Raw genomic sequence first — 20,218 nt, 5'->3', positions numbered from 1 at the left:
AATGACGGAGACACAGGCGAAGTCGGGGAACACGGGGACCTCGGCCACCCCGGTCGACGAGGAGGCCGCGAAGAGCGGCACACCAGCGACCGGCCGCGCGGCCGTGGGTCGGGCAACCGTCCCCGCCGACGCGCCTGCCCCGAAATTCACCCGGGCTCCCGGAATGACACCGCCTCCGGACAAGCCCTCGGAGGACGGGGACGCCCCCGACCGGACGGAAGCGGTGGGGGGCGACAAGCCGGCCCCCACCGCCAAGCCGGCCGCCGCCACACCGACGACGACACAGCCGCTGAAGGTCGGTGCCGCCCAGTCGACCGGCACCACCGGCACACAGCCGCGGATCACGGGCGCCACCGGCACGCAGCCCCGCGTCACGGGTACCGCGAAGCCGCAGTCGGACGGCGCCCGCCCGACCGGCGCCGGTCGTCCCGCCAACGGTGGCGGCCTGCCGCCGGGGATCAGTGGCGCCGCCGCCGTCGGGGCGGCGCGCGTGGGTGACGCGGTGCGCGCCGCGCGTACGTCGGTCAGCTCGGCCGCGTCGCGCGGACCGCGCCGGGCCCGGCTGAACCTCAAGCGGATCGACCCCTGGTCCGTCATGAAGTTCGCGTTCGCGGTCTCGGTGGTGCTCTTCATCGTCGTGGTGGTGGCCACCTCGGTGCTCTACCTGGCCCTCGACGCGATGGGCGTGTTCACCAGCGTCAACGACAGCCTGACCGACCTGGTCAGCGCCGGCGGCGGCCAGAGCACCAGCGGCTTCCAGATCACCGCCAAGGGCGTGATCCTCAGCTCGGCGCTGATCGGCCTGGTCAACGTCGTGCTGTTCACGGCGCTCGCCACGCTCGGGGCGTTCGTCTACAACGTCTGCGCGGACCTGGTGGGCGGCATCGAGCTGACCCTCGCCGAGCGCGACTGAACCACCTCGGAAGCCGGGGCACCGCCGAGCGCGGCGCCCCGGCTTCCGTGCATCCTGGGCGCGTCGACCCGTCGCAGGGACGGCGTAATCGGCTGGGCCGGGCGGCAGGCCTCCGGTAGGTTCAGAGGCGACGGCAACACCCGGACGTCGCGGCGGCCCCCGATTTGGGGCCGGACGGACGGATGGGTTAACCTTGCTCGTCGCCACGCGGGGCTATAGCTCAGTCGGTTAGAGCGCAGAGCTGATAACTCTGAGGTCGCTGGTTCGATTCCAGCTAGCCCCACCGCACATCGTCCGACGGCAGTCGAGCGCGAGGGTAGGGCCCATGTTCAAGAAGCTTCTGATCCTGGCCGGTGTCGTCGGTGTGGCAGCCGTGGTGGCCAGGAAGGTCAAGGCTTCCAACGACGAGCGCGCCCTGTGGCACGAGGCGACCACCGCACCCGACCTGCGCTGATTCCCCGCCGGCACTGTCGGCATCGGCGGCGTCGTCCGCCTCCCGGGGCCCTAGCTCAACTGGCAGAGCACTGCCTTTGCAAGGCAGGGGTTAGGGGTTCGAGTCCCCTGGGCTCCACCAATACCGCCTCTGATCAGGCGACTCCTCATCGCAAGATCAACGGGCACGAGCCGGGCACAGGTCAGTCATGATCTTGCGGCCGGATGGTCGCCTTGTTGGCACGTTCCGCCGCTGAGCTCAGGACCGAGCCAATGACGCCGCTGGGCCGGTCTCGCTTCGGCAGCCAGTGCACGTACGTCTCCAACGTGATGCGCAACGTCCTGTGTCGAAGCAGACGCTGCACCTCCTGCGGCTCGACGTGGTTGGTGATCAGCGTCGTGGCGAAGAAGTGCCGTAGTGCGTGCAGTACACGCAGGTGGTTGGAGGCTCACGCCGTGGTGTCGGCGGCGGGGGCGGTGGACATGTCCAGCAACGCGCCGAGCTGCCGGAATGCCTCCGGCTTCACCCGGTACCACACCCAGGTGCCGCGTCGGTCGGCGTCGACCAGGCCGGCCTCGCGTAGCACCTTGAGGTGGTGGGAGATGGTTGGCCCGGAGAGGTCGAACGCCGGGGTCAGGTCGCAGACGCAGATCTCCGGCACGGAGGCGATCATCGACATCAGCCGCAGCCGGATCGGGTCGCCCAGTGCCTTGAACATCGGCGCGACCACCGCCGCTTGATCGGCCTCCAGGGGGCGGACGGCGATCGGTGAGCAGCAGGCCACGGCTTGGAGGTCCACCACCGGCAGCGCTTGTTTCGACATAACTCTAGGTTGACAGATCTCGAAACAGGGTGCAACGTAGGTCCTGCTTCGAAAAACATCTAGGCAAGGGTGAAGTGATGCTCAAGCTGTCCTCCCGTCGTCGCAACACCCACGTCCGAGACGTGACCCTCTGCGAGTCGTGCGGGCAGGTGTGCACTCCGGATTGCCACGCCGACGCCCGCTACGAGCGCACCCGCACCGCCGCTCTCACCACCTACCACATCCGCTAAATCCGTCAGGAGGGGAACCATGTCCCGCGTCCAGCTCGCCCTGCGTGTATCCGACCTCGAAGGCTCCATCGCCTTCTACTCGAAGTTGTTCAACACCGAGCCGGCCAAGCTTCGCCCCGGCTATGCCAACTTCGCCATCGAGAACCCGCCGCTGAAGCTCGTGCTTCTCAAGGGCGAGGCCGACCAGCCCACCGTGATGGACCACCTGGGCGTCGAGGTGTTCAGCACCGACGAGGTCGACGCCGCCACCAAGCGCCTCACCGACTCCGGCCTGATCACTCTCGAAGAGAACAGCACCGAATGCTGCTACGCCCTCCAGGACAAGGTGTGGGTACGCGGCCCCGGCAACGAGCCCTGGGAGGTCTACACCGTCAAGGCTGACTCCGACCACCTGGAAAAAGTCGCCGCAGATGCCTGCTGCACCCCGGACGCCGCGAAGGAGCCAGCCGTGACGGGTAGCGCAAACTGCTGCTGACGGCGCGACGACGAGACGCAGGCCAACCCGCCCGCAACGCCTGGCTTCCGCTTGAAGTGCGAGGCAGGCGGCGGGCGGGATGGCAGCAGAACAGGGCTACCTGGCGGGGACTGTGCAGGATCAACGGGCACAGATCCGGCACAACTGAGCCCGAAAACCCGTGTAGAACGTCGAGAAGCGCCAAACGTGCGTACGAAAGATCCCCACCTGCGTTTCCGCAGGTGGGGATCTTTTTGGCCCGGCGATGGGTCCTCAGAGATCAGGCCAGCGGTCGGGCGCGGGTGGCGGTGACCGTCGCGGTGCCGCCGCTGGACAGGCCGGAGATCAGGTACGCCCGGTAGGTCGGTAGCACGGCCCAGAGGTCCGGGGTGCCATCGGCGTTGATGTCGGCGGCCTGCAGCGTCGTGATCGTGACGCCGGTGTCGACGCCGTCCGCCCGGAACGCGTTCACCAGTTGCAGCGGGCTGTTGCCGTTGGCATCGATCTGATTGTCGGAGAAGATCGAGAACTGGTTTCCGTAAGGGTTGGCCATCGTGCCGTCCCCAGTGCCGTGGATGACGCCACCGTTACGTTCCGTCGGACCCGGTGCCGTCGAAGCACGGCACCGAGAACGACAGATCCGGGCTTCGAGTCTCCGTCGCCGCCGATGATTCGAAGCCACCGAATCACAGGAACAGACGGTCAGGCGCCGGCGTACTCACGCAGCAGTGCGAGGAGTCCGTGGCCGTCCTCGATCCGCGCGTCCGGTTCGACGCCCGCAAGCGCCGGCTCCCGGTCGGTGCGGGGCGAGCGCATGAGGATCGCGGCGCCCGTACCGGCGCGACGGGCGCACACGATGTCGCGGTGCACGCTGTCGCCGACGAACCAGCAGTCGCCGATCGGCACCGCGACGGCGCGGGACGCCAGCAGCGCCAGTTCCGGGTTCGGCTTCCGGGGGCCGGCCTCGTCGCTGTAGAACTCGGCCCTGAACAGCCCGGAGAGCCCCGCGGCGGCGAGGAAGTCCCGGTGGGCGGCGCCGCAGAGCGTGTTGCTGACGACCGCCATCGGCAGGCCGGCGTCGGCGGCGTGGCGCAGGGCCTCGCCAATGCCGGGACGCACCGCCCACGCCTCCCGCCAGGTCCAGGCGTACGCCAGTGGGGTCGCCTCCCGCTCGACGGCGTCGCGGGCCTCCCGCGGCCAGGACCGGGTCACGAAGTCGGCCCACACCTGGGTGTGCGGCAGCTCGACGGGATCACCGGCCCTGCCGACGTCGTCGCGCCACAGGGTGTATGCCCGCGCGCCCTCGCCCAGGTCCCGGGCGATCTGCTCGTCGGGCACCGCGCCGTCGACGAGATCGGCGAGGCGCCGCACGAGCCCCGGCGGGGCCGGCGGTTGGGGTGGCGCGTCGGCCAGGACGCCGCCGAAGTCCAGCAGGAGAGCCCGAGGGGTACGAAGCATGGCGCCATCCTCGCGTACCGGGACGGGTGTCACCACTGTCGATGCACCGTCGCCTTGCGGCCCGTCACCAGGCTGGCCGGCGGTACGTCCTCGGCCACGACCGAGCCGGCGGCGACCACGGCGTCGCGGCCGATGCTGACGCCGGGGAGGATCGTGGCACCGGCGCCGATCCACACGTTCTCGGCCACGTCGATGGGGGCGCCGCTGAGCCAGCCCCGCCGCTGCGCCGGATCGACCGGGTGGCCGACGGTGATGAAGGTGGCCTTCGGTCCGACCATCACTCCCGCACCGAGCCGGATGCCCGCGTAGTCCAGGAACGTGCAGTTCTGGTTGATGAAGACGCGCTCCGCGAGGTCCAGGCGGAGGCCGTGGTCGGTGTAGAAGGGTGGATAGATCGTGACTCTCCTCGGCAGCGGCCTGCCGAGGATCCGTTCGAAGAGCGCGGCCTTGCCCGCCTCGTCCTCGAAGGGCAGGACGTTCAGGCGGGACGTGAGTTCGGTGACCCGCAGGACCCGCTCGGCCATGGCCTGGAACTCGGCGCTGTGGATGCGCAGCAGACGGTCGTTGGACACGGCACGATCCTTCCTGGTCCGGTCACGCCCGACGCGGGGCACCGCCGACGCGTACGGACCCGCACGGCCGCCCACGAGCCGCCCGCCCCGGCAGGTTAGCGTCGGAGGCGTGACCACCGGATCCCCACGCGTGCTCCCGGCCGACAGCGGCATCGCCGAAGCGGCCTCCGTCCTGCGTACCGGCGGGCTGGTGGCCTTCCCCACCGAGACCGTCTACGGGCTGGGCGCGAACGCGCTGGACGCCCGTGCCGCCGCCCGGATCTTCGAGGCGAAGGCGCGCCCCAGTTTCGACCCGCTGATCACCCACCTCGCCGACGCCGCCGAGCTGGAGAAGCTGGTGGGGGCCGTGCCGGCGGCGGTCGCGGCGTTGGCCGAGCGCTTCTGGCCCGGGCCGCTCACGTTGATCGTGGACCGGCCGGCGGCGATCCCGCCGATCGTCACGTCCGGGCTGCCGACGATGGCGGTCCGCGTGCCCGACAACGCGTACGCGCGGGCGCTGATCGCCGAGGCCGGGGTGCCGGTGGCGGCGCCGAGCGCGAACCGGTTCGGCCAGCTCAGCCCGACGCGGGCGGAGCATGTGGTGCGAGGGCTGGGCGCCGCCGTCGACGTGGTGCTCGACGGGGGGCCGACGCGGTGCGGCATCGAGTCGACGATCGTGGACGCCCGGGACGGGCGGCCGGTGGTGCTGCGCCTCGGCGCGTTGCCCGTGGAGGCGCTGGAGGAGGCCGTGGGCCCGGTGACCGTACGCCCGGGCAGCTCGGGGCAGCCCGTCGCGCCCGGCACGCTGGCGGCGCACTACGCCCCGCGTACGCCGCTGCGGCTGGCGTCGGGCGGCGAGCCGCCGGCGGCCGACGGGGTCCGGCGCGGCTTCCTGGCCTTCCGGGACCGGCCGGCGGGCGACTGGGCGGCGGTGGAGGTGCTCTCGGGCGCCGGTGACCTGACCGAGGCCGCCGCGCGGCTGTTCGACGCGCTGCACGAGCTGGACGGCGCCGGGGTCGGCGAGATCCTGGTCGAGCCGGTCCCCGAGGTGGGCGTCGGCCGCGCGGTCAACGATCGGCTGCGCCGCGCCGCCGCCACCTGGCACCCGGCGGCGTGAGGCGGGCACCCGGCGTCAGGCGGCGGCGGCTCCCGCGGGCTGCGACGGCGTCCAACGTCGGCTGTCGGTGCCGGCGGTTCCTTCCGTGTGCATGGGCGGGGAGGCCGGGGGTAGGAGAAACGGCAACGACCCCCTGGAAGTGAGGTGTCAGCCAATGCCGACCGCACGCGAGATCATGACGAACGACGTGACCTGCATCCGTGAGCAGGACGACCTCAGGACGGCCGCGAAGCAGATGGCCCAGTTGGGTGTCGGCTCGCTGCCGATCTGCGGGGACGACAACCGGCTCAAGGGCATGTTGACCGACCGCGACATCGTGGTGAAGGTCCTCGCCGAGGGCCGCGACCCGGGTCGCGTCACCGCCGGTGAGCTCGCCCAGGGCGAGGCGGTGACGATCGGGGCCGACGACGACGCGGCGGAGATCCTGCGGACCATGAGCGAGCACAAGGTACGCCGGCTGCCGGTGATCGACGGGCACGAGCTCGTCGGCATCGTGGCCGTCGCCGACGTGGCCCGCTCCCTGCCCGAGCGCCCGGTGGGTGACCTCATCGAGGCCATCTCCGAGCGCGTCTGACCGCGCGTCACGACCGATCGCCGCCCTCCGGCCCCGGGCCGGGAGGCGGCGATCGGCGTACGCGGGTCCGTCGACCCGGCGGGTCGGCGGCTCAGTCGGGCGGGGTCAGCGGGACGGTCTCGCCGCGGGCGATGGTGCGGACGCTCCCGGCCAGGCCGCGCCGCCGTACCTCCGCCACGAAGTGACCCAGCGGCGAGCGGAACACCGGATAGTCGTCGTAGTGGATCGGCACGGTGAGCTTCGGCCGGACCAGCTCGACCAGGTCGGTGCCCTGGCGCGCGTCCATGGTGAGCAGGAGCCCGGCGATCCGGGTGCCGCCGAGGTGGATCAGCATGGCGTCGATGTCCGGGTACCGCTCGGGTATCTCGGCCAGCATCGGCCGGTTGAGCGTGTCGCCGGTGACGTAGAGGCGGAACCGGCGGCTGCCGTCGCGCTCCAGGTCGATCATCGTGCCCATCACGTCGGGCAGCAGCAGGTCCAGCGCGCCGGGCCCGTGCCTGCCCGGCATCGAGGTCAGGCGTAGCGTCTCGCCGTCGCGGCGCAGCTCCCGGGAGTTCCAGGTGGGCAGCCCTTCGGCGGCCCGGAAGCCCCAACGGCGCAGCTTGCGCTCGGCGGCGGGGGTGGTGACGATCGGCAGCTCCCGGTCGAGTTCCCGGCGGGCCACGCGGTCGAAGTGGTCGCCGTGCAGGTGGGAGAGGACGACCGCGTCCAGCGACGGCAGCTGGGCGATCCGCAGCGCCGGGTCGGTGCGCCGGCGCGACCAGAGCCCCTTGCCCAGGTACGCGCGCTGGCCCCGGTGCAGGAAGTTCGGGTCGGTGAGCAGGGTGAACCCGCCGATCCGCAGCACCGTGGTGGCGGTGCCGATGAACGTGACCTCGGGCTGCGTCGTCGACATGTGCACCTCCACCGGTAGCCCTACCCGTGATCGGCGGGCCCATTCCGGCCGGGGCCACGGCGTGCTGGTCGCCCGCGTACGCCGGGCGCGGTCACGCCGGTTCGCCGTCCGCGCCGGACCCGGAGCCGGGCAGGCGCCCTACGAGGCGGGTGAGCGCGCCGTTCGCGAAGGTGGCGCCGAGCGCGGAGCCCGTCGCGATGGTCCAGCCGACCGGGCCGAGGGGCGTGCAGCCGAAGAAGTGGCTGACCCCGGGCGTCTGGACCACCACCGTCAGCACCCCGAGCGACGCGGCGGTGGAGGCCAGTACGGCCGGGCTGGTGCCGCCGGCCAGCACCGTCTGCCCGAGCTGGGTGCCGACCAGCGAGACCAGCGCGACGGTGCCCGCCCGCCGGCGTCGCCCCGTGTAGCGGGCCAGCGTCCAGCCGGCGGTGGCGCCCAGCGTCGTGGCGGCGGCGCGCAGCCCGATCTCCCGGGTCATCGGCTCGCCCAGCGAGGTGTCGGGGCCCTCCCGGAGCAGGCCGTCGGCGTGGTCCGCCGCGGGTGGGCGGATCGCGATCGCCAGCGCCGGTGCCAGGTCGGTGAGCAGGTTGACCAGGAGCAGTTGCCGGCCGGTGAGGGCCGAGCGGCCCGTGGCGGCGGCGGTCAGCACGCTGAACGCGATCTCGCCGAGGTTCCCGCCGACCAGGATGCTGAGCGCGTGGCGTACGGAGGACCACATCGCCCGGCCCTCGACCAGGGTGGCGATGATGGTCTCCAGCCGGTCGTCGGTGACCACCAGGTCGGCTGCCGCCCGGGCCGCCGGGGTGCCCCGCTGACCGAGGGCGATGCCGACGTCGGCCAGCCGGATCGCTGCGGCGTCGTTGGCGCCGTCGCCGGTCATCGCGACCGTACGCCCGCACGCGCGCAACGCCTGGATGATCCGGACCTTGTGCGCCGGGGTGCACCGGGCCACCACGTCCGTGGCGGCGAGCCGCGCGCCGAGGGCCTCGTCGTCGAGCTGGTCGAGTTCCGTCGCGGTGACGACCCGCTGGTCCTCGTGGTCGCTGATGGTGGCCGCGATCGCCTCGGCGGTCGCCGGATGGTCACCGGTGATCATGATGGTGTGCACGCCGGCCTGGCGGATGCGGCGCACGGCGGGCGCGGCGCTCTCGCGTACCCCGTCGGCGAGAGCCAGGAAGCCGACGAAGGTCAGGTCGCGCACCTGCCCGTCCGTGACGTCGGGCGAGGAGGCCGGGCACTCGGCCACGGCGAGGATCCGGTGCCCCGCCCCCGCCCGGTCGGCGAGCATGGCGTGCAGCCCGGCGCGCCCCTCGTCGTCGAGCGGCTCGTCCTCGCCGCCGGGCGTACGCCGGCCGGAGCACCGGGGCAGCACCGACTCGGGGGCCCCCTTCACGCTGAGCAGCAGCCGGTCCCCGGCCCGGCCGACGGTGGCGTGGTAGCCCCGGGACGGCTCGAACGGCAGCCCGCCGACCGGCTCCCATCCCCCGGCGCCGGTCTGCTCGGTCACGCCCGCCGCCTGGGCGCCGGAGCGGACCGCGCGGTCGGTCTGCTGGGCCAGGTCGTGGGGTTCGTCGGCGCCGGGGGTGGCGCGCAGCGCCGCCGCGAGGGTGTCCCGCAGGACGTCGTCGAGCCGGTCGACGGGTGCGTACCGGCCGTCGTCGCCGACCCCGGCGAGCAGCAGCCGGCCCTCGGTGAGGGTGCCGGTCTTGTCGAAGCAGAGCACGTCCACCCGCCCGAGCGCCTCGATGGTGCGTGGGTTGCGGACCAGCGCGCCGTGCTCCGCCAGCCGCCGTGCGGCAGCCAGCTGCGCGGCGCTGACCAGGAACGGCAGCCCCTCCGGCACGGACGCGACGGCCAGGTTCGCGGCGGTCGCGGCGGTCTGGGCCAGCGGTACGCCCCGCAGCAGCCCCGCGCCGGCCACCGCCACCGCCGAGCCGGCGGCCAGCGGGATCGCCGCGCGGGTCAACCGGCCCAGCCGCGCCTCCACGCCGCTCGACGGCGGGGCCTGCCGGGCCATCGCCAGGCTCCGTCCCGCCTCGGTGTCCGCGCCGGTCGCGACCACCACCGCCGTCCCGGTTCCGGCGGCGACGCTGGTGCCCTCGTAGAGCATCGAGCGCCGGTCGGCGACGGCGGCGGCGACCACCGGCTGGTCGGTCTTGGTGACCGGCAGCGACTCGCCGGTGAGCGAGGACTCGTCCATCTCCAGCCCGGCCGACTCCAGCACCCGGCAGTCGGCCGGTACGGCGTCGCCCGATTCGAGCAGGACGACGTCCCCGGGCACCAGCTCCTCGGCCGGCAGCGTCCGTTCCGTGCCGTCGCGGCGTACGCGGGCGGTGACCGCCGAGCGGGACAGCAGCTCGGCCAGCGACCGTTCGGTGCTGTGCTGGTGCACCGCCCCGAGCAGCGCCGACCCGCCGACCACGCCGCCGACCAGGGCGGCGTCGACGGGCGAGCCGAAGGTGGCCGAGAGCACCGCCCCGGCGGCCAGTACGGGGGTGAGCGGGTTGGCCAGCTCGTCGACGAAGGCGCGCAGCAGCCCCGTGGGTCCGTCGGGCCTTACGCTCCGGTCGCCCCGGCGGCGCTCGGCCTCGGCGGTGGTCAGCCCGTCGGGGCCGGTGTCGAGGTGGTCGAGCACGGTCGGGGACGGCATCAGGTGCCAGGCGGTGACGGCCGGGGTCGGGCCGTCCGTCCGGTCGGGCAGCCGGTGCGCCCGCAGTACGCCGTGGGCGAAGGCCAGCGCGGCCGCCCCGTTCACGGCCACGACGGCGCGTCCGGGCAGCCGTGCGCGGGGGGCGGTGAGCGCGTTCAGCGCGCCGAGGCCGGTGCCGGCCATGGCCAGGCCGATGTTCTGCCGGGCCATCCGGCGGGCCACCCCCGCCGCCTCGATGAGCAGTGCCGCGACCCGCAGGTCGGCGCCGACCAGCAGGTGCGCCCCCCAGGGCGGCAGCTCCTCGGGGCCGCTGAGCCCCAGTCCGCAGTCGGCGGCGCCGAGCGCGGCGCGGTCGGCGGAGACCACCATCACCATCGCCCCGTCGCGTTGCAGGTCACGCACCGACTCGGCCAGCCGGTCGCGGCCCGGCAGGTGGGCGTCGGCGAAGCCGTACCGCTGCTCGTCGTCGCCGGCCACGACCAGCCGCAGGCCGGCCTGGCGGGCGGCGGCCGGCAGGGCGTCGACGCCCGGCGCCGGCTCCGGTTCGACCCGCAGCACGGCGGCGAGGGTGCCGCCGTCGGCCAGGCCGAGCAGCAGTCCGCCCGCGTCGCGCAGCCGCCGGCTGTCGGTGGTGTCGCCCGGGTCCTCGACGTCCAGCGCGTCCAGCGGCCCGAGCCGCCAGCCGTCGGCGTGCCGTGGCTCCCGGGGCGCGGCGGGGTCGAAGAGGGCGAACGCGCGCGCCGCCACCCGCCCGGTGTCCGCCCCCGCGAGCGGCGCCAGGTCCGCCAGCGCTCCCCGGTCGGAGCCGAGCACGGCGGCGTCCAGCAGGACGGTGTCGATCCGGTCCAGTTCGCGCAGCACGCTGCGGTCCATCGCGATGACCCCGCGCCGGGCGAGGATCAGGCCGAGCTGCGCGGCGTAACCCTCGCGGCCGCTGCCCGGCGCCTTCGGCAGCGTGGAGAGGCCCAGCGCGGCGGCCCGCTTTCCACCCACGACCGGCGTCGCGGCGGCCGCCGCGACGGCGCCCGCGTCGAGCGTCCGGGACACGTACTTCTCGACGGGGCCGTCCGGCTTCGGCCGGGGGCGCTCGATCTTCGGCGCGGGGGCGGCGGCCCGCTCCGGATGCCCGGTCAGCCGAGGTTCGGCCTGTGCCCACGCGCGGAGCTGGGCGCGCGCCTCGCCCCACTGCACCACCCGGTGCGCGCCGTCGAGCACGAGCCCGGTCCAGCTGCCCGTGAGGCCCTGCACCACCGCCTCGGCGAGCGGGAACAGCAGGTCGGCTCGCGGGTCGGCGCGCAGCCCACGGTCCGCCAGCGCGTGCAGCTTCGGATGCAGGTCGACCGCGCCGAGCAGCCCGGCCACCTCCCCGGGCACCGGCGTGAACGGCAGGATCCGGGTGGCGGCGGAGAGGGTCAGGCCCAGGGCGTCGGAGGCCAGCCCGCCGAGGGTGCGCGGTGTGCGGGGTCCCTCCTCGGGTGGGTGTGGCGGCGGGATCTCCGGGTCCGGCTCGTGGGGGCAGGTGCGTTCGGTGCGGGCGACGGTCGCGATGAGGTCGCGCAGGGCGGGCTCTGGCGTACCGACGGCGACGACCACCCGGCCGGACGGGGCGTTGACCCGGGCCCACTCGACGCCGGGCATCCGCTCCAGCGCCGCCTCGACCTGCCGCGCGAGGACGTCGCCGCCGTCCTGGCAGACCCCGAGCACCTCGATGTGGTGCCGGCCGGGGCGGGACCAGACCCGGCGTCGGCTCAGTCCCGCGACCCGCGCGAGCCGGGCGGCGACGGCGCCGACGTTCCGGGACGCCTCACCGACGACCGGCGGCACCGGGACCGCCGGAAGGAGCCGGCCGGCCGCGCGGCCCAGGGAGATCATCGAGGCGTACGACCGGACAGGCGCCGGTCAGGCCCCTCGCCACCGCTGCTCCCGCCGTACGCCATCACGCCTCCCACGCCTGCGCTCCGGCGGCCTGGCTTCCCGGTGGGTAGTCGGTTATGCCCCCGGGCGGCGGAGGTTTCTCCCGTGCGGCCGTCGTGTCCGAGGGTGTCCGTCGGCTTCGGAGGGCCGGAGATAGGAGGGCCGGAGAGAGGCGGGTCACCCTTGACCTCAACCCGGATTGAGGTCCCAGGCTGACCTCATGCTGATCGAACTGCTCCGCGCCGAGGCGGGTACGCCGTACCCGCGGGCCCGCCCTGGCCACCGACCGCTGTGCCTGCCGCGCCCGGCGGGCCGGAGGTGACCGACACGGCGGCGCCCGTCGCCCCGGACGTCGGGGAGGCGGGGCTCTTCGCACCCCGGCTGCGGGCGATGACGGTGGGCAGCGTGGCGCTGATCTCGCTGCTCGCATTCGAGGCGCTGGCGGTGGGCACCGCCATGCCGTCCGTCGCCCGCAGCCTCGACGGGCTGGCCCTCTACGGGATCGCCTTCGGGGGACCGTTCGCCGCCGGGGTGCTCGCCATGGTCGCCTCCGGCATCTGGTGCGACTCCCGGGGCCCCCGGGCCCCGATGTGGCACGGGCTCGTCTGGTTCGTGCTGGGGCTGGTGCTCGCCGGCAGCGCCACCAGCATGGGCGTCCTGGTGGCCGGCCGGATCGTGCAGGGCTTCGGCTCCGGGCTGCTCTCCGTGGCGCTGTACGTGATCGTCGGGCAGGCGTACCCGGAGGTGCTGCACCGTCGGATCTTCGCGGCGTTCGCCGCCGCGTGGGTCGTACCGTCCCTGGTCGGGCCGGCGCTGGCCGGCCTGATCGTGGAGCACCTCGGCTGGCGCTGGGTCTTCCTGGCGGTGCCGGCGGTGGCGGTGCCGGCGGTGCTGCTGATCCACCCCGGCCTGCGGGCGGTCGGCGCGACCACGGCGACCGGGCTGCCGTCCGGCGCGGCGGCCCGGATCGGCTGGGCCTGTGGGGCGGGGGTGAGCGCCGCACTGTTGCACATCGGGGGGCAGCAGCGCGGCGCCACCGCCGTCGGGTTGGTGGCCCTGGCGCTGGCGGGGCTGCTGGTCTGCGCGCCCCGGCTGCTGCCGGCCGGGTTCCTGCGCGCCGGCCGGGGCCTGCCGACGGTGGTCGGGCTGCGCGGCCTCGCCTCGGCGGCGTTCGTCGGCGCCGAGGTGGTGATCCCGCTGATGCTCTCCCGGGAGCGCGGGCTGTCGCCGACCGCCGCCGGCCTGGTCCTGACCACCGGCGCGCTCGCCTGGTCGGCCGGTTCCTGGTTGCAGGGTCGGATGCCCGCCCCGCGCTCCCGGGCCACCCTGCCGAGGGCGGGACTGACGTGCATCGCGGCCGGTACGGCAGTGGTCACACTCGCCGTCGCGCCGGCCGTGCCGGTCTGGGTGGGCGTGCTCGGCTGGGCCGGCGCCGGCCTCGGCATGGGATTGCTCTACCCGTCGCTGTCGGTGCTGACGTTGGAGCTGTCCGCGCCCGGCGAGCAGGGGCGCAACAGTTCCTCGCTGCAACTGGGCGACTCGCTCTTCGCGGCGACCGTGCTGGCGCTCACCGGCGCCGTGCTCGCCGCCGGCGCGGCCCCGGGGCCGGCCAGCTACGCCGGCACGCTCGCGGTGACCTCCGGCCTGGCCGTGCTGGGCGTCGTACTCGCCGGTCGGGTGGTGCCCGGCGTGCCCGGGATCCGCGCCGGCTGACCGCCCCACCGCCGCGGGTGGGCGGGTGTGCCGATTCGGGCCGGTGACGGCCGCCGGCCCGGGACGATGGGCTCCTGACCATCCTCCCGATGGCCGTGGTGATGGGCCGCCGTGAGGCGCCGCACAGTCGGTCACACGCGCGGGTCGGGTGCCGTCTGCCCACTGTCGCGCGGCGGAGGTGCGGCGGCCGGAGAGGGAGGGAACCATGCGGGTGCTGGTCACCGGGGCGGGCGGTCGGCTCGGGCGGGTGGTGCTGCCCCGGCTGCGTGCCGAGGGCTGGGAGGTCCGGGCGACGAGCCGGCGGGCGCGTACCGACCGGTCGGCGCGGTGGGTGGTGGTCGACCTGGCCACCGGGGAAGGGCTGGTCGAGGCGGTGTCCGGCGTGGACGCCGTCCTGCACCTGGCATCGTCGCCCAACCGGGGGCGGCAGACCCACCGGGTCGACGTGCTCGGCACCCGCCGGCTGGTCGTCGCCGCCGGGCAGGAGGGCGTACGGCACCTGGTCTACGTCTCGATCGTGGGGGTGGACCGGGTGCCGATTCCCTACTACCGGCACAAGCTCGCCGCCGAGCAGGTCGTGGCGGCCGGGCCGGTGCCGTGGACCGTACTGCGGGCGACCCAGTTCCCGGAGTTCCTCGACGGGATGCTGCGCGGGGCGAGCCGCCTCGGCCCGGTCGTCGGCGACCCGGCCGTGCTCGCCCAGCCGGTCGATCCCGGCGAGGTCGCGGACCACCTCGTGCGCCGGCTCACCGCCGGCCCGCTACGCGGCATCGAGGAGTACGGCGGCCCGGAGGTCCTCCGCTTCGACGAGGCGGCCCGCGCGTGGACGGCCGCCCGGCGGTCCCGTCGCCCGCTGCTGCCGGTGCGGATACCCGGCCGGCTGGGCCGCGCCCTGCGCTCGGGCGGCCTGGTCACCGGGGCGACCCCGACGGGCACCCGGACGTGGGCCGACCACCTCGCCGACACGTACGGGGGAACCGACGCAAGATGAACGGCTCCCGCGTTCACGTCCGGCCTACCGTGACGCCATGTTCGCCATGGTCGCCACCGTCATCCTGTACGTCGCCGGTTTCGTCTTCCTCTACGGCGTGATCCGGCTCGCCATCCGCCACGCCCTGGAGGAGATGGAGGTGCGCCGGGTCCAGGCCGAGCGGGCCGAGGAACTGGCCGCCGTACGGGACCGCGCCCTGCTGCGCGACAACGGCTTCCTCACGGGCAACTGACCGGCGCCACCCTGCGGTGGCCCTCGGCCCGGCCCGCTCTGCGGCTGGCCGAGCCGGCGCCCGGCCCGCTCTGCGGCTGGCCCGGTCTGGCCGCGGCTGGCCCGTTCCAACTGGGCGGCGGCTGGCCCGGCCGGCCCCGTCCCGGTGGTCCGGGACGGGGCCGGTGCGCCGGGTGGCTAGAAGTCGGCGGCCACGGCGAGGTTGAACTTGTCGATGGCGGCCTTCTTCTCCGGGGGGAGCGCCTCGACGTCGATCCGGTCGGTCTCGCCCCTGCCGTCGTGGGTGTCCACACCCTTCAGGAGGTGGTCGACGATGGAGTTCGCCTCGTCGGTGGTGAAGCCGGCGTCGGTCAGGATGTGCAGCGGAAGATCACTCATGTCGGCGCCGGTACCCGGCATCGCCGGCCCCCACACGCCGCCGGCACCCGTCTCCGGATCGATAGGGGTGACCCCCTGCCGCCGACGTTTCCGGCCGTCGACGGTGTGCCGGCGGCCCGGGTGTGGCCGGGTGCGAGGATCGCAGGCGTGATGGGGACGCTGAAGACCGAACCTGCCCGCAGCCGGCTCGACCTGCTGGCGCCGCCGGTCGCCGCCGCCGTCGGGCAGTGGCCCGCCGAGGCGCCGGTGGACGTGGACGACGTGCTGGTGGCGCCGATCGACGCCGAGCTGGCCGACACCGCCGCCTTCTGCGCCGCGTACGAGGTGGGGCTGGATGAGTCGGCCAACTGCGTCGTGGTGGCCGGCAAGCGTGAGGGGGTCGTGCGCTACGCGGCCTGCGTCGTGCTCGCCACCACCCGCGTCGACGTCAACGGCGTGGCCCGGCGCGCGCTCGACGTGCGGAAGGCGAGCTTCGCGCCGATGGCCGAGGCGGTGGAGCTGACCGGAATGGAGTACGGCGGCATCACCCCGATCGGGCTGCCCGAGCAGTGGCCGATCCTCGTCGACGCGCGCGTCATCGCCGCCCCGCACGTGATCATCGGGTCGGGCGTACGGCACAGCAAGATCGCGCTGCCCGGGCCGGCGCTCGGCGCCCTGCCCGGCGCGCGCGTGGTGGAGGGGCTGGCCAGGCCGGCCTGACCGTTCACCGACGTCGATACCGTTGCACGTGAAACATCGCGCGCGTCGATGTAAGTGGCCGGTGGTCGACCCCGCCGTCGTCGCCTGCGGGCCGGCTCAGCCGGCTGCGGCCTCGCGGCGGCCCACCTCGGCCAGGGCGGCGAGGAGCGTCTCCGGCTCCTGGGCGCCGGTGACCGCGTACCGGCCGGCCAGCACGAAGGTGGGCACGCTGGTCACCCCGATCTGCCGGGCGGTGGCCAGCTCGTCGGAGAGTTCCGCCACCCGCTCGTCGGAGTCGAGGAAGCGGCGGGCCTCGGTGGCGTCCAGGCCCACCTCGGCGGCGAGCCCGGCGAGCGCGTCCCGGGAGCCCACGTCGACGCCGTCGGTGAAGTGGGCACGGTAGAGTGCGTCGACCATCTCGGCGGCGCGCCTCCGGTCGGTGGCCCAGGCGACCAGGCGGTGCGCGTCGAAGGTGTTCGCGGCGACCGCGCGGTCGAAGTCGAGCTTCAGGCCGACCTGGGCCGCCACCTCCGTCACCTGACCGAACATCTGCCGGACCCGGTCCGGCCCGCCGAACTTCGCGGCCATCGCCTCCACCAGCGGACGCGGCTGCGCCACCGGCGACGGATCGAGCTGGAACGGCCGGTAGCGGACGGTCACCTCACCGTCGTACGACTCCAGGGCCTGCTCCAGCCGCCGCTTGCCGATGTAGCACCAGGGGCACACGACGTCGGCGTAGATCTCGATCTCCATGTCGGGTGACAACCCTCCGTCTAGCTGGTCTGTTCCCGGACCTGGCGCTTGAGCCGGGCCAGGATGGCCGTGCCGCCGCGCACCCGCAGCGGGCTGATCGCCTGGGCCAACCCCATCCGCTGGTAGAGGTCGTCGGGCACGGCGAGCACCTCGTCCGCGCTCGCCCCGGCCAGCCCCTCGGCGAGGATGCCGGCGAACGCGCGCGTGGTCGGCGCCTCCGGCGGGCAGTCGAAGAGGGTCTCCACCGTCTTCTCCGGAGTCACCCGGGCGCGCAGGAAGAACGCCGTCTGACATTCCGGCACCTGCTCCATGCCCTCCCGGTCGGCGGAGCCGGCGGGCAGCGGCGGGACGACGTCGGCGTACTCCAGCAGCATCTCCAGCACCACGTCGCGGGGCGCGGCGGCGAACTCGTCGACGATCTCGGAAAGCCTGGCCGGCATGGATGACATGCCCCGAGGCTACCGCCGTCGGGAAGGGACCCCTCCGCTACCGGGAACCTGGGGAAGGGCCCTTCCGTACACCTCAGACGGTGGGCGCCTGCTCGCTTATCTCGCTCAGCGCCGACTGGGGGTCGAGCTGCATCGCGAGGTCGCCGAGGGAGACGATGCCGACCAGCTTGCGCTCGCTGTCGCAGACCAGCACCCGCCGGATGCCCCGCTCCCGCATCAGGGCCGCCGCCTCGGCCGCGGTCGAGTGCTGCTCGATCATCACCACCTCACGGGTGATGATCGAGCCGATCGTGGTGGTGGCCGGGTCGCTGCGCTCGGCCACCGCCCGTACGACGATGTCCCGGTCGGTGAGCATGCCGGCGAGGGTGGCGCCGTCGGTCACCACCACGTCGCCGATGTCCGCCTCCTTCATCACCCGGGCCGCCTCGTCCAGGTTGGTCTCGGCGGGCAGGTAGATGACCTGCTTCGTCATCACGTCGCTGACCCGGTAACCGGTCATGAGAGCCTCCAGAACACTTGCGCCGATCGGACTGCGGTACCCCGTGACACGTTCGCTACACCACGCTCCCGCGCTCCCGGTGTACCCGTTCGACGAGTCGGTCAGCCACCTCGTCGACCGGCAGTTCGTCGCGCTCGCCGGACGCCCGGTCGCGCAGCTCCACGTACCCCTCGGCGAGACGGCGGCCGACCACGACGGCGCGCGGGATGCCGATCAGCTCGGCGTCGGTGAACTTCACCCCGGCGGAGACGTGCGTCCGGTCGTCGACGAGCACCCGCAGGCCGGCGGCGGCGAGCCGCCGGCCGAGCTCCAGCGCCGCCTCCAGCTGCGGCCCCTTCCCGGCGGCCACCAGGTGTACGTCGCACGGCGCGACCGCCTCCGGCCAGACCAGCCCCCGCTCGTCGTGGTGCTGTTCGGCGATCGCGGCGACCGCGCGGGACACCCCGATCCCGTAGCAGCCCATGGTCGGCCGGACCGGCTTGCCGGCGGGGCCGAGCACGTCGACGGCGAACGCGTCGGTGTAGCGGCGACCGAGCTGGAAGATGTGTCCGATCTCGATGCCGCGCCGCATGGTCAGCTCGCCGGTGCCGCACGCCGGGCAGGGGTCGCCGGGGCGCACCTCGGCCGCCTCGATCGTGCCGTCCGGGACGAAGTCCCGGCCGCAGACCACCCCCGTCGCGTGCCGGCCCGGCTCGTTCGCGCCGGTCAGCCACGCACTGCCCGGCACCACCCGGGGGTCGACCAGGTAGCGGATGCCGAGCTTCGCCATGACCTGCGGGCCGAGGTAGCCCCGGACCAACTCGGGGTGGTCGTCCCAGCCGTCGAAGACGTCCACCGTGGCCGGGGCGACGGCCGCGCCGAGCCGCTTCAGGTCGACCTCGCGGTCGCCGGGTAGCCCGACCACCAGCAGCTCGGTGGTCTCCGCGCCGGGGCGGCGCAGGGCGAGCACCACGTTCTTCAGGGTGTCGGCGGCGGTCCAGTCGGCCCGGTCGCGCAGGCTTCGGGCGTTGGCCAAGGCGACCAGGCTGGCGATGGTCGGGGTCTCGGGGGTGTCGTGCACCTCGGCCGCCGGCTGCGCGTCCGGGTCGCCGGCCGGCGGGGCGGGCGTGGTCACCGCCTCGGTGTTGGCCGCGTAGTCGCAGGCGGTGCAGCCGACGAAGGTGTCCTCGCCGACGGGCGTGGCCGCCAGGAACTCCTCCGACGCCGAGCCGCCCATCGCCCCGGACGTCGCGCGCACGATCGTGTGCTCCAGCCCGAGCCGGTCGAAGATCCGCCGGTACGCGCCCCGGTGCCGCTCGTACGCGGCCTGTAGGCCCGCCTCGTCGAGGTCGAACGAGTAGGCGTCCTTCATCAGGAACTCGCGCCCGCGCAGCAGGCCGGCCCGGGGCCGGGCCTCGTCGCGGAACTTCGTTTGGATCTGGAAGAGCGTCACCGGGAAGTCCCGGTAGGAGCTGAACAGGTCCTTGACCAGCAGCGCGGCCAGTTCCTCGTGGGTGGGCGCGAGCAGGTGCTCCGCGCCGCGCCGGTCGGCGAGGGTGAAGATGTCGTCGCCGTACTCCGTCCACCGGCCGCTGGTCCGGTAGGGCTCGGCCGGCAGCAGCGCCGGGAAGTGCACCTCCTGGTCGCCGATCGCCGCCATCTCCTGTCGGACCACCTCGGTGACCCGGTCCAGCACCAGCTTGCCCAGCGGCAGCCAGGTGTAGCCGCCCGGGGCGGCGCGACGGACGTAGCCGGCGCGCAGCAGGAGCCGGTGGCTCGGCACCTCCGCGTCCGCCGGGTCCTCGCGCAGGGTCCGGAGCAGCAGGGTCGACATGCGTAGCAGCATTGGCGCAGCGTACGGCGGGGGCCGGCAACCAGCGATCCGATTTGTTCCCGACGACCGAATCAGCCTGCCGCCCGCCGGCCCCCACGATCGCGCAGGTGGCCCGCGACCACGGCATCTCGTGGCCGGTCGTCGCCGGCGCGTCCACCGTCCACGCGCCCAGGTGCGGCCGGCCGAGCCGGAGTCGGTCACGGTGTCCGATATTGACGAGGATCGTCGGGCAACCACGCAACTGGTCTGCCTCTCTCCGTTCCGCTCAGTGATTATACATCATCGTCGGCGGTCGCTCGCATAACGGACCAAAAGCGTGCGAATCTGAGCTGTGGGGATTCGCAGACGTGGCATTGACGCGTTTCCTTGGCCGGTGTTAACGTGTCGAAACCAACCGATCTCCCGAAGGGACTGGCATGCTTCCTCAGGTGGTCCGAGACATCGAAGCCAAAGTGGCTCCCGACGAGTGGTACAACGCAGTTCAGGCGCTGACTGTTGCTGACATCGAAGAAATCAGCATCAGCGACATCAGCAGCCTGGAGAACAACTCCCTGAAGGACCTCATCAACCACGCGGTGACCAATCGGCTGGCCAGCCACCTCGGTGGCACCTACACCTCGCCGCCGAAGGGCTCGATCGCCGAGCACACGATGTCCTCGTAACGTCGGCTCGGTCGTCGTATCTCAGGGTGGATGGATTCG

23 protein-coding genes and 2 tRNA genes are annotated in these 20,218 nt (G+C 73.8%); 13 read left to right on the top strand and 12 right to left on the bottom strand.

Annotated elements, in window-relative coordinates; translation table 11 throughout:
* Position 1: 1 nt before the first annotated feature.
* From ACTMS2_RS02760 to ACTMS2_RS02745, 4 genes are all read left to right on the top strand, one after another.
* Positions 2–913 (top strand): DUF3566 domain-containing protein, encoded by a 912-nt coding sequence (locus ACTMS2_RS02760; RefSeq protein ID WP_441173899.1) that lies wholly within the window; start codon positions 2–4, stop codon positions 911–913.
* A gap of 209 nt (positions 914–1,122) precedes the next feature.
* Positions 1,123–1,196, top strand: a tRNA-Ile gene (locus ACTMS2_RS02755).
* A 42-nt stretch (positions 1,197–1,238) separates the two neighbouring features.
* A complete protein-coding gene (locus ACTMS2_RS02750) occupies positions 1,239–1,367 on the top strand; it encodes a DLW-39 family protein (protein WP_210834795.1) in 129 nt (42 codons plus the stop codon).
* Between the two features lie 44 nt (positions 1,368–1,411).
* Positions 1,412–1,487: transfer RNA gene (locus ACTMS2_RS02745), tRNA-Ala, on the top strand.
* A gap of 61 nt (positions 1,488–1,548) precedes the next feature.
* Here the strand turns inward: ACTMS2_RS02745 and ACTMS2_RS02740 are convergent.
* On the bottom strand, positions 1,549–1,773 hold the full coding sequence (locus tag ACTMS2_RS02740) for a tyrosine-type recombinase/integrase (protein ID WP_441174088.1): 225 nt from the start codon (positions 1,771–1,773) through the stop codon (positions 1,549–1,551).
* A gap of 21 nt (positions 1,774–1,794) precedes the next feature.
* A complete protein-coding gene (locus ACTMS2_RS02735) occupies positions 1,795–2,169 on the bottom strand; it encodes an ArsR/SmtB family transcription factor (protein ID WP_441173897.1) in 375 nt (124 codons plus the stop codon).
* Positions 2,170–2,246: 77 nt separating this feature from the next.
* Between ACTMS2_RS02735 and ACTMS2_RS02730 the strand changes: the two genes are divergently transcribed.
* Positions 2,247–2,399 carry a hypothetical protein gene (locus tag ACTMS2_RS02730; protein ID WP_441173895.1) on the top strand — a complete coding sequence of 51 codons (153 nt, stop codon included), beginning with the start codon at positions 2,247–2,249 and terminating at the stop codon, positions 2,397–2,399.
* A gap of 19 nt (positions 2,400–2,418) precedes the next feature.
* Entirely contained in the window at positions 2,419–2,874 is a 456-nt protein-coding gene (locus ACTMS2_RS02725; protein ID WP_441173894.1) for an ArsI/CadI family heavy metal resistance metalloenzyme, read from the top strand.
* A 259-nt stretch (positions 2,875–3,133) separates the two neighbouring features.
* Here ACTMS2_RS02725 and ACTMS2_RS02720 read toward each other — a convergent pair whose 3' ends face one another.
* The 3 genes from ACTMS2_RS02720 to ACTMS2_RS02710 all read right to left on the bottom strand — a co-directional run bounded on the left by ACTMS2_RS02720 (position 3,134) and on the right by ACTMS2_RS02710 (position 4,883).
* The gene (locus tag ACTMS2_RS02720) at positions 3,134–3,406 is read right to left on the bottom strand and encodes a hypothetical protein (RefSeq protein WP_441173893.1); all 273 of its coding nucleotides are present in this window, start codon (positions 3,404–3,406) and stop codon (positions 3,134–3,136) included.
* A gap of 149 nt (positions 3,407–3,555) precedes the next feature.
* On the bottom strand, positions 3,556–4,311 hold the full coding sequence (locus ACTMS2_RS02715) for an HAD family hydrolase (RefSeq protein ID WP_441173892.1): 756 nt from the start codon (positions 4,309–4,311) through the stop codon (positions 3,556–3,558).
* Positions 4,312–4,340: 29 nt separating this feature from the next.
* Positions 4,341–4,883: a DapH/DapD/GlmU-related protein gene (locus ACTMS2_RS02710; protein WP_101413467.1), complete on the bottom strand. Its 543-nt coding sequence runs from the start codon at positions 4,881–4,883 to the stop codon at positions 4,341–4,343.
* A gap of 109 nt (positions 4,884–4,992) precedes the next feature.
* Between ACTMS2_RS02710 and ACTMS2_RS02705 the strand changes: the two genes are divergently transcribed.
* Positions 4,993–5,979, top strand: a complete 987-nt coding sequence (locus tag ACTMS2_RS02705; RefSeq protein WP_441173891.1) for an L-threonylcarbamoyladenylate synthase — start codon at positions 4,993–4,995, stop codon at positions 5,977–5,979.
* A gap of 154 nt (positions 5,980–6,133) precedes the next feature.
* A complete protein-coding gene (locus tag ACTMS2_RS02700) occupies positions 6,134–6,553 on the top strand; it encodes a CBS domain-containing protein (protein WP_441173890.1) in 420 nt (139 codons plus the stop codon).
* A gap of 91 nt (positions 6,554–6,644) precedes the next feature.
* Here ACTMS2_RS02700 and ACTMS2_RS02695 read toward each other — a convergent pair whose 3' ends face one another.
* Together ACTMS2_RS02695 and ACTMS2_RS02690 are read right to left on the bottom strand one after the other, a co-directional pair.
* Entirely contained in the window at positions 6,645–7,448 is an 804-nt protein-coding gene (locus ACTMS2_RS02695) for an MBL fold metallo-hydrolase (RefSeq protein WP_441173889.1), read from the bottom strand.
* Between the two features lie 91 nt (positions 7,449–7,539).
* Positions 7,540–11,970 (bottom strand): HAD-IC family P-type ATPase, encoded by a 4,431-nt coding sequence (locus tag ACTMS2_RS02690; protein ID WP_441173888.1) that lies wholly within the window; start codon positions 11,968–11,970, stop codon positions 7,540–7,542.
* A gap of 360 nt (positions 11,971–12,330) precedes the next feature.
* Between ACTMS2_RS02690 and ACTMS2_RS02685 the strand changes: the two genes are divergently transcribed.
* From ACTMS2_RS02685 to ACTMS2_RS02675, 3 genes are all read left to right on the top strand, one after another.
* Positions 12,331–13,725, top strand: a complete 1,395-nt coding sequence (locus ACTMS2_RS02685) for an MFS transporter (protein WP_441173887.1) — start codon at positions 12,331–12,333, stop codon at positions 13,723–13,725.
* A 205-nt stretch (positions 13,726–13,930) separates the two neighbouring features.
* Entirely contained in the window at positions 13,931–14,716 is a 786-nt protein-coding gene (locus ACTMS2_RS02680; protein ID WP_441173886.1) for an SDR family oxidoreductase, read from the top strand.
* A 37-nt stretch (positions 14,717–14,753) separates the two neighbouring features.
* Entirely contained in the window at positions 14,754–14,948 is a 195-nt protein-coding gene (locus ACTMS2_RS02675; protein ID WP_089002770.1) for a hypothetical protein, read from the top strand.
* A 176-nt stretch (positions 14,949–15,124) separates the two neighbouring features.
* On the opposite strand, the gene ACTMS2_RS02670 is transcribed toward ACTMS2_RS02675, so the two are convergent.
* Complete coding sequence (locus ACTMS2_RS02670) at positions 15,125–15,325, bottom strand: hypothetical protein (protein WP_144082310.1); 201 nt, start codon at positions 15,323–15,325, stop codon at positions 15,125–15,127.
* Positions 15,326–15,475: 150 nt separating this feature from the next.
* Here ACTMS2_RS02670 and ACTMS2_RS02665 point away from each other — a divergent pair, with 150 nt between their 5' ends.
* Positions 15,476–16,024 (top strand): YbaK/EbsC family protein, encoded by a 549-nt coding sequence (locus tag ACTMS2_RS02665; RefSeq protein WP_151452791.1) that lies wholly within the window; start codon positions 15,476–15,478, stop codon positions 16,022–16,024.
* A 96-nt stretch (positions 16,025–16,120) separates the two neighbouring features.
* Here ACTMS2_RS02665 and ACTMS2_RS02660 read toward each other — a convergent pair whose 3' ends face one another.
* The 4 genes from ACTMS2_RS02660 to ACTMS2_RS02645 all read right to left on the bottom strand — a co-directional run bounded on the left by ACTMS2_RS02660 (position 16,121) and on the right by ACTMS2_RS02645 (position 19,529).
* Positions 16,121–16,756 (bottom strand): DsbA family oxidoreductase, encoded by a 636-nt coding sequence (locus tag ACTMS2_RS02660; RefSeq protein WP_441173885.1) that lies wholly within the window; start codon positions 16,754–16,756, stop codon positions 16,121–16,123.
* A 20-nt stretch (positions 16,757–16,776) separates the two neighbouring features.
* Complete coding sequence (locus ACTMS2_RS02655) at positions 16,777–17,205, bottom strand: SufE family protein (protein WP_357866730.1); 429 nt, start codon at positions 17,203–17,205, stop codon at positions 16,777–16,779.
* A gap of 73 nt (positions 17,206–17,278) precedes the next feature.
* Complete coding sequence (locus tag ACTMS2_RS02650) at positions 17,279–17,704, bottom strand: CBS domain-containing protein (RefSeq protein ID WP_089002765.1); 426 nt, start codon at positions 17,702–17,704, stop codon at positions 17,279–17,281.
* A gap of 55 nt (positions 17,705–17,759) precedes the next feature.
* A complete protein-coding gene (locus tag ACTMS2_RS02645) occupies positions 17,760–19,529 on the bottom strand; it encodes a proline--tRNA ligase (protein WP_441173884.1) in 1,770 nt (589 codons plus the stop codon).
* A gap of 404 nt (positions 19,530–19,933) precedes the next feature.
* On the opposite strand from ACTMS2_RS02645, the gene ACTMS2_RS02640 reads away from it, so the two are divergent.
* Positions 19,934–20,179 (top strand): hypothetical protein, encoded by a 246-nt coding sequence (locus ACTMS2_RS02640; RefSeq protein WP_441173883.1) that lies wholly within the window; start codon positions 19,934–19,936, stop codon positions 20,177–20,179.
* The last annotated feature ends 39 nt before the right edge of the window (positions 20,180–20,218 follow it).

It is taken from the genome of Micromonospora sp. SD12, from assembly GCF_052068495.1.
Taxonomy (GTDB): domain Bacteria; phylum Actinomycetota; class Actinomycetes; order Mycobacteriales; family Micromonosporaceae; genus Micromonospora; species Micromonospora echinofusca.
Note: the sequence above shows the minus strand (reverse complement) of the source record. Positions and strands in the feature narration are given on the sequence as shown.

Bases quoted from the DNA above. Each gene is read 5' to 3' on its own strand.
- ACTMS2_RS02680 (WP_441173886.1), top strand. From the start codon at position 13,931: ATGCGGGTGCTGGTCACCGGGGCGGGCGGTCGGCTCGGGCGGGTGGTG.
- ACTMS2_RS02695 (WP_441173889.1), bottom strand. From the start codon at position 7,448: ATGTCGACGACGCAGCCCGAGGTCACGTTCATCGGCACCGCCACCACG.
- ACTMS2_RS02750 (WP_210834795.1), top strand. From the start codon at position 1,239: ATGTTCAAGAAGCTTCTGATCCTGGCCGGTGTCGTCGGTGTGGCAGCC.
- ACTMS2_RS02735 (WP_441173897.1), bottom strand. From the start codon at position 2,169: ATGTCGAAACAAGCGCTGCCGGTGGTGGACCTCCAAGCCGTGGCCTGC.
- ACTMS2_RS02660 (WP_441173885.1), bottom strand. From the start codon at position 16,756: ATGGAGATCGAGATCTACGCCGACGTCGTGTGCCCCTGGTGCTACATC.
- ACTMS2_RS02670 (WP_144082310.1), bottom strand. From the start codon at position 15,325: ATGAGTGATCTTCCGCTGCACATCCTGACCGACGCCGGCTTCACCACC.
- ACTMS2_RS02720 (WP_441173893.1), bottom strand. From the start codon at position 3,406: ATGGCCAACCCTTACGGAAACCAGTTCTCGATCTTCTCCGACAATCAG.
- ACTMS2_RS02655 (WP_357866730.1), bottom strand. From the start codon at position 17,205: ATGTCATCCATGCCGGCCAGGCTTTCCGAGATCGTCGACGAGTTCGCC.
- ACTMS2_RS02730 (WP_441173895.1), top strand. From the start codon at position 2,247: ATGCTCAAGCTGTCCTCCCGTCGTCGCAACACCCACGTCCGAGACGTG.
- ACTMS2_RS02675 (WP_089002770.1), top strand. From the start codon at position 14,754: ATGTTCGCCATGGTCGCCACCGTCATCCTGTACGTCGCCGGTTTCGTC.
- ACTMS2_RS02665 (WP_151452791.1), top strand. From the start codon at position 15,476: ATGGGGACGCTGAAGACCGAACCTGCCCGCAGCCGGCTCGACCTGCTG.
- ACTMS2_RS02715 (WP_441173892.1), bottom strand. From the start codon at position 4,311: ATGCTTCGTACCCCTCGGGCTCTCCTGCTGGACTTCGGCGGCGTCCTG.
- ACTMS2_RS02650 (WP_089002765.1), bottom strand. From the start codon at position 17,704: ATGACCGGTTACCGGGTCAGCGACGTGATGACGAAGCAGGTCATCTAC.
- ACTMS2_RS02725 (WP_441173894.1), top strand. From the start codon at position 2,419: ATGTCCCGCGTCCAGCTCGCCCTGCGTGTATCCGACCTCGAAGGCTCC.
- ACTMS2_RS02690 (WP_441173888.1), bottom strand. From the start codon at position 11,970: ATGATCTCCCTGGGCCGCGCGGCCGGCCGGCTCCTTCCGGCGGTCCCG.
- ACTMS2_RS02700 (WP_441173890.1), top strand. From the start codon at position 6,134: ATGCCGACCGCACGCGAGATCATGACGAACGACGTGACCTGCATCCGT.
- ACTMS2_RS02640 (WP_441173883.1), top strand. From the start codon at position 19,934: ATGCTTCCTCAGGTGGTCCGAGACATCGAAGCCAAAGTGGCTCCCGAC.
- ACTMS2_RS02760 (WP_441173899.1), top strand. From the start codon at position 2: ATGACGGAGACACAGGCGAAGTCGGGGAACACGGGGACCTCGGCCACC.
- ACTMS2_RS02645 (WP_441173884.1), bottom strand. From the start codon at position 19,529: ATGCTGCTACGCATGTCGACCCTGCTGCTCCGGACCCTGCGCGAGGAC.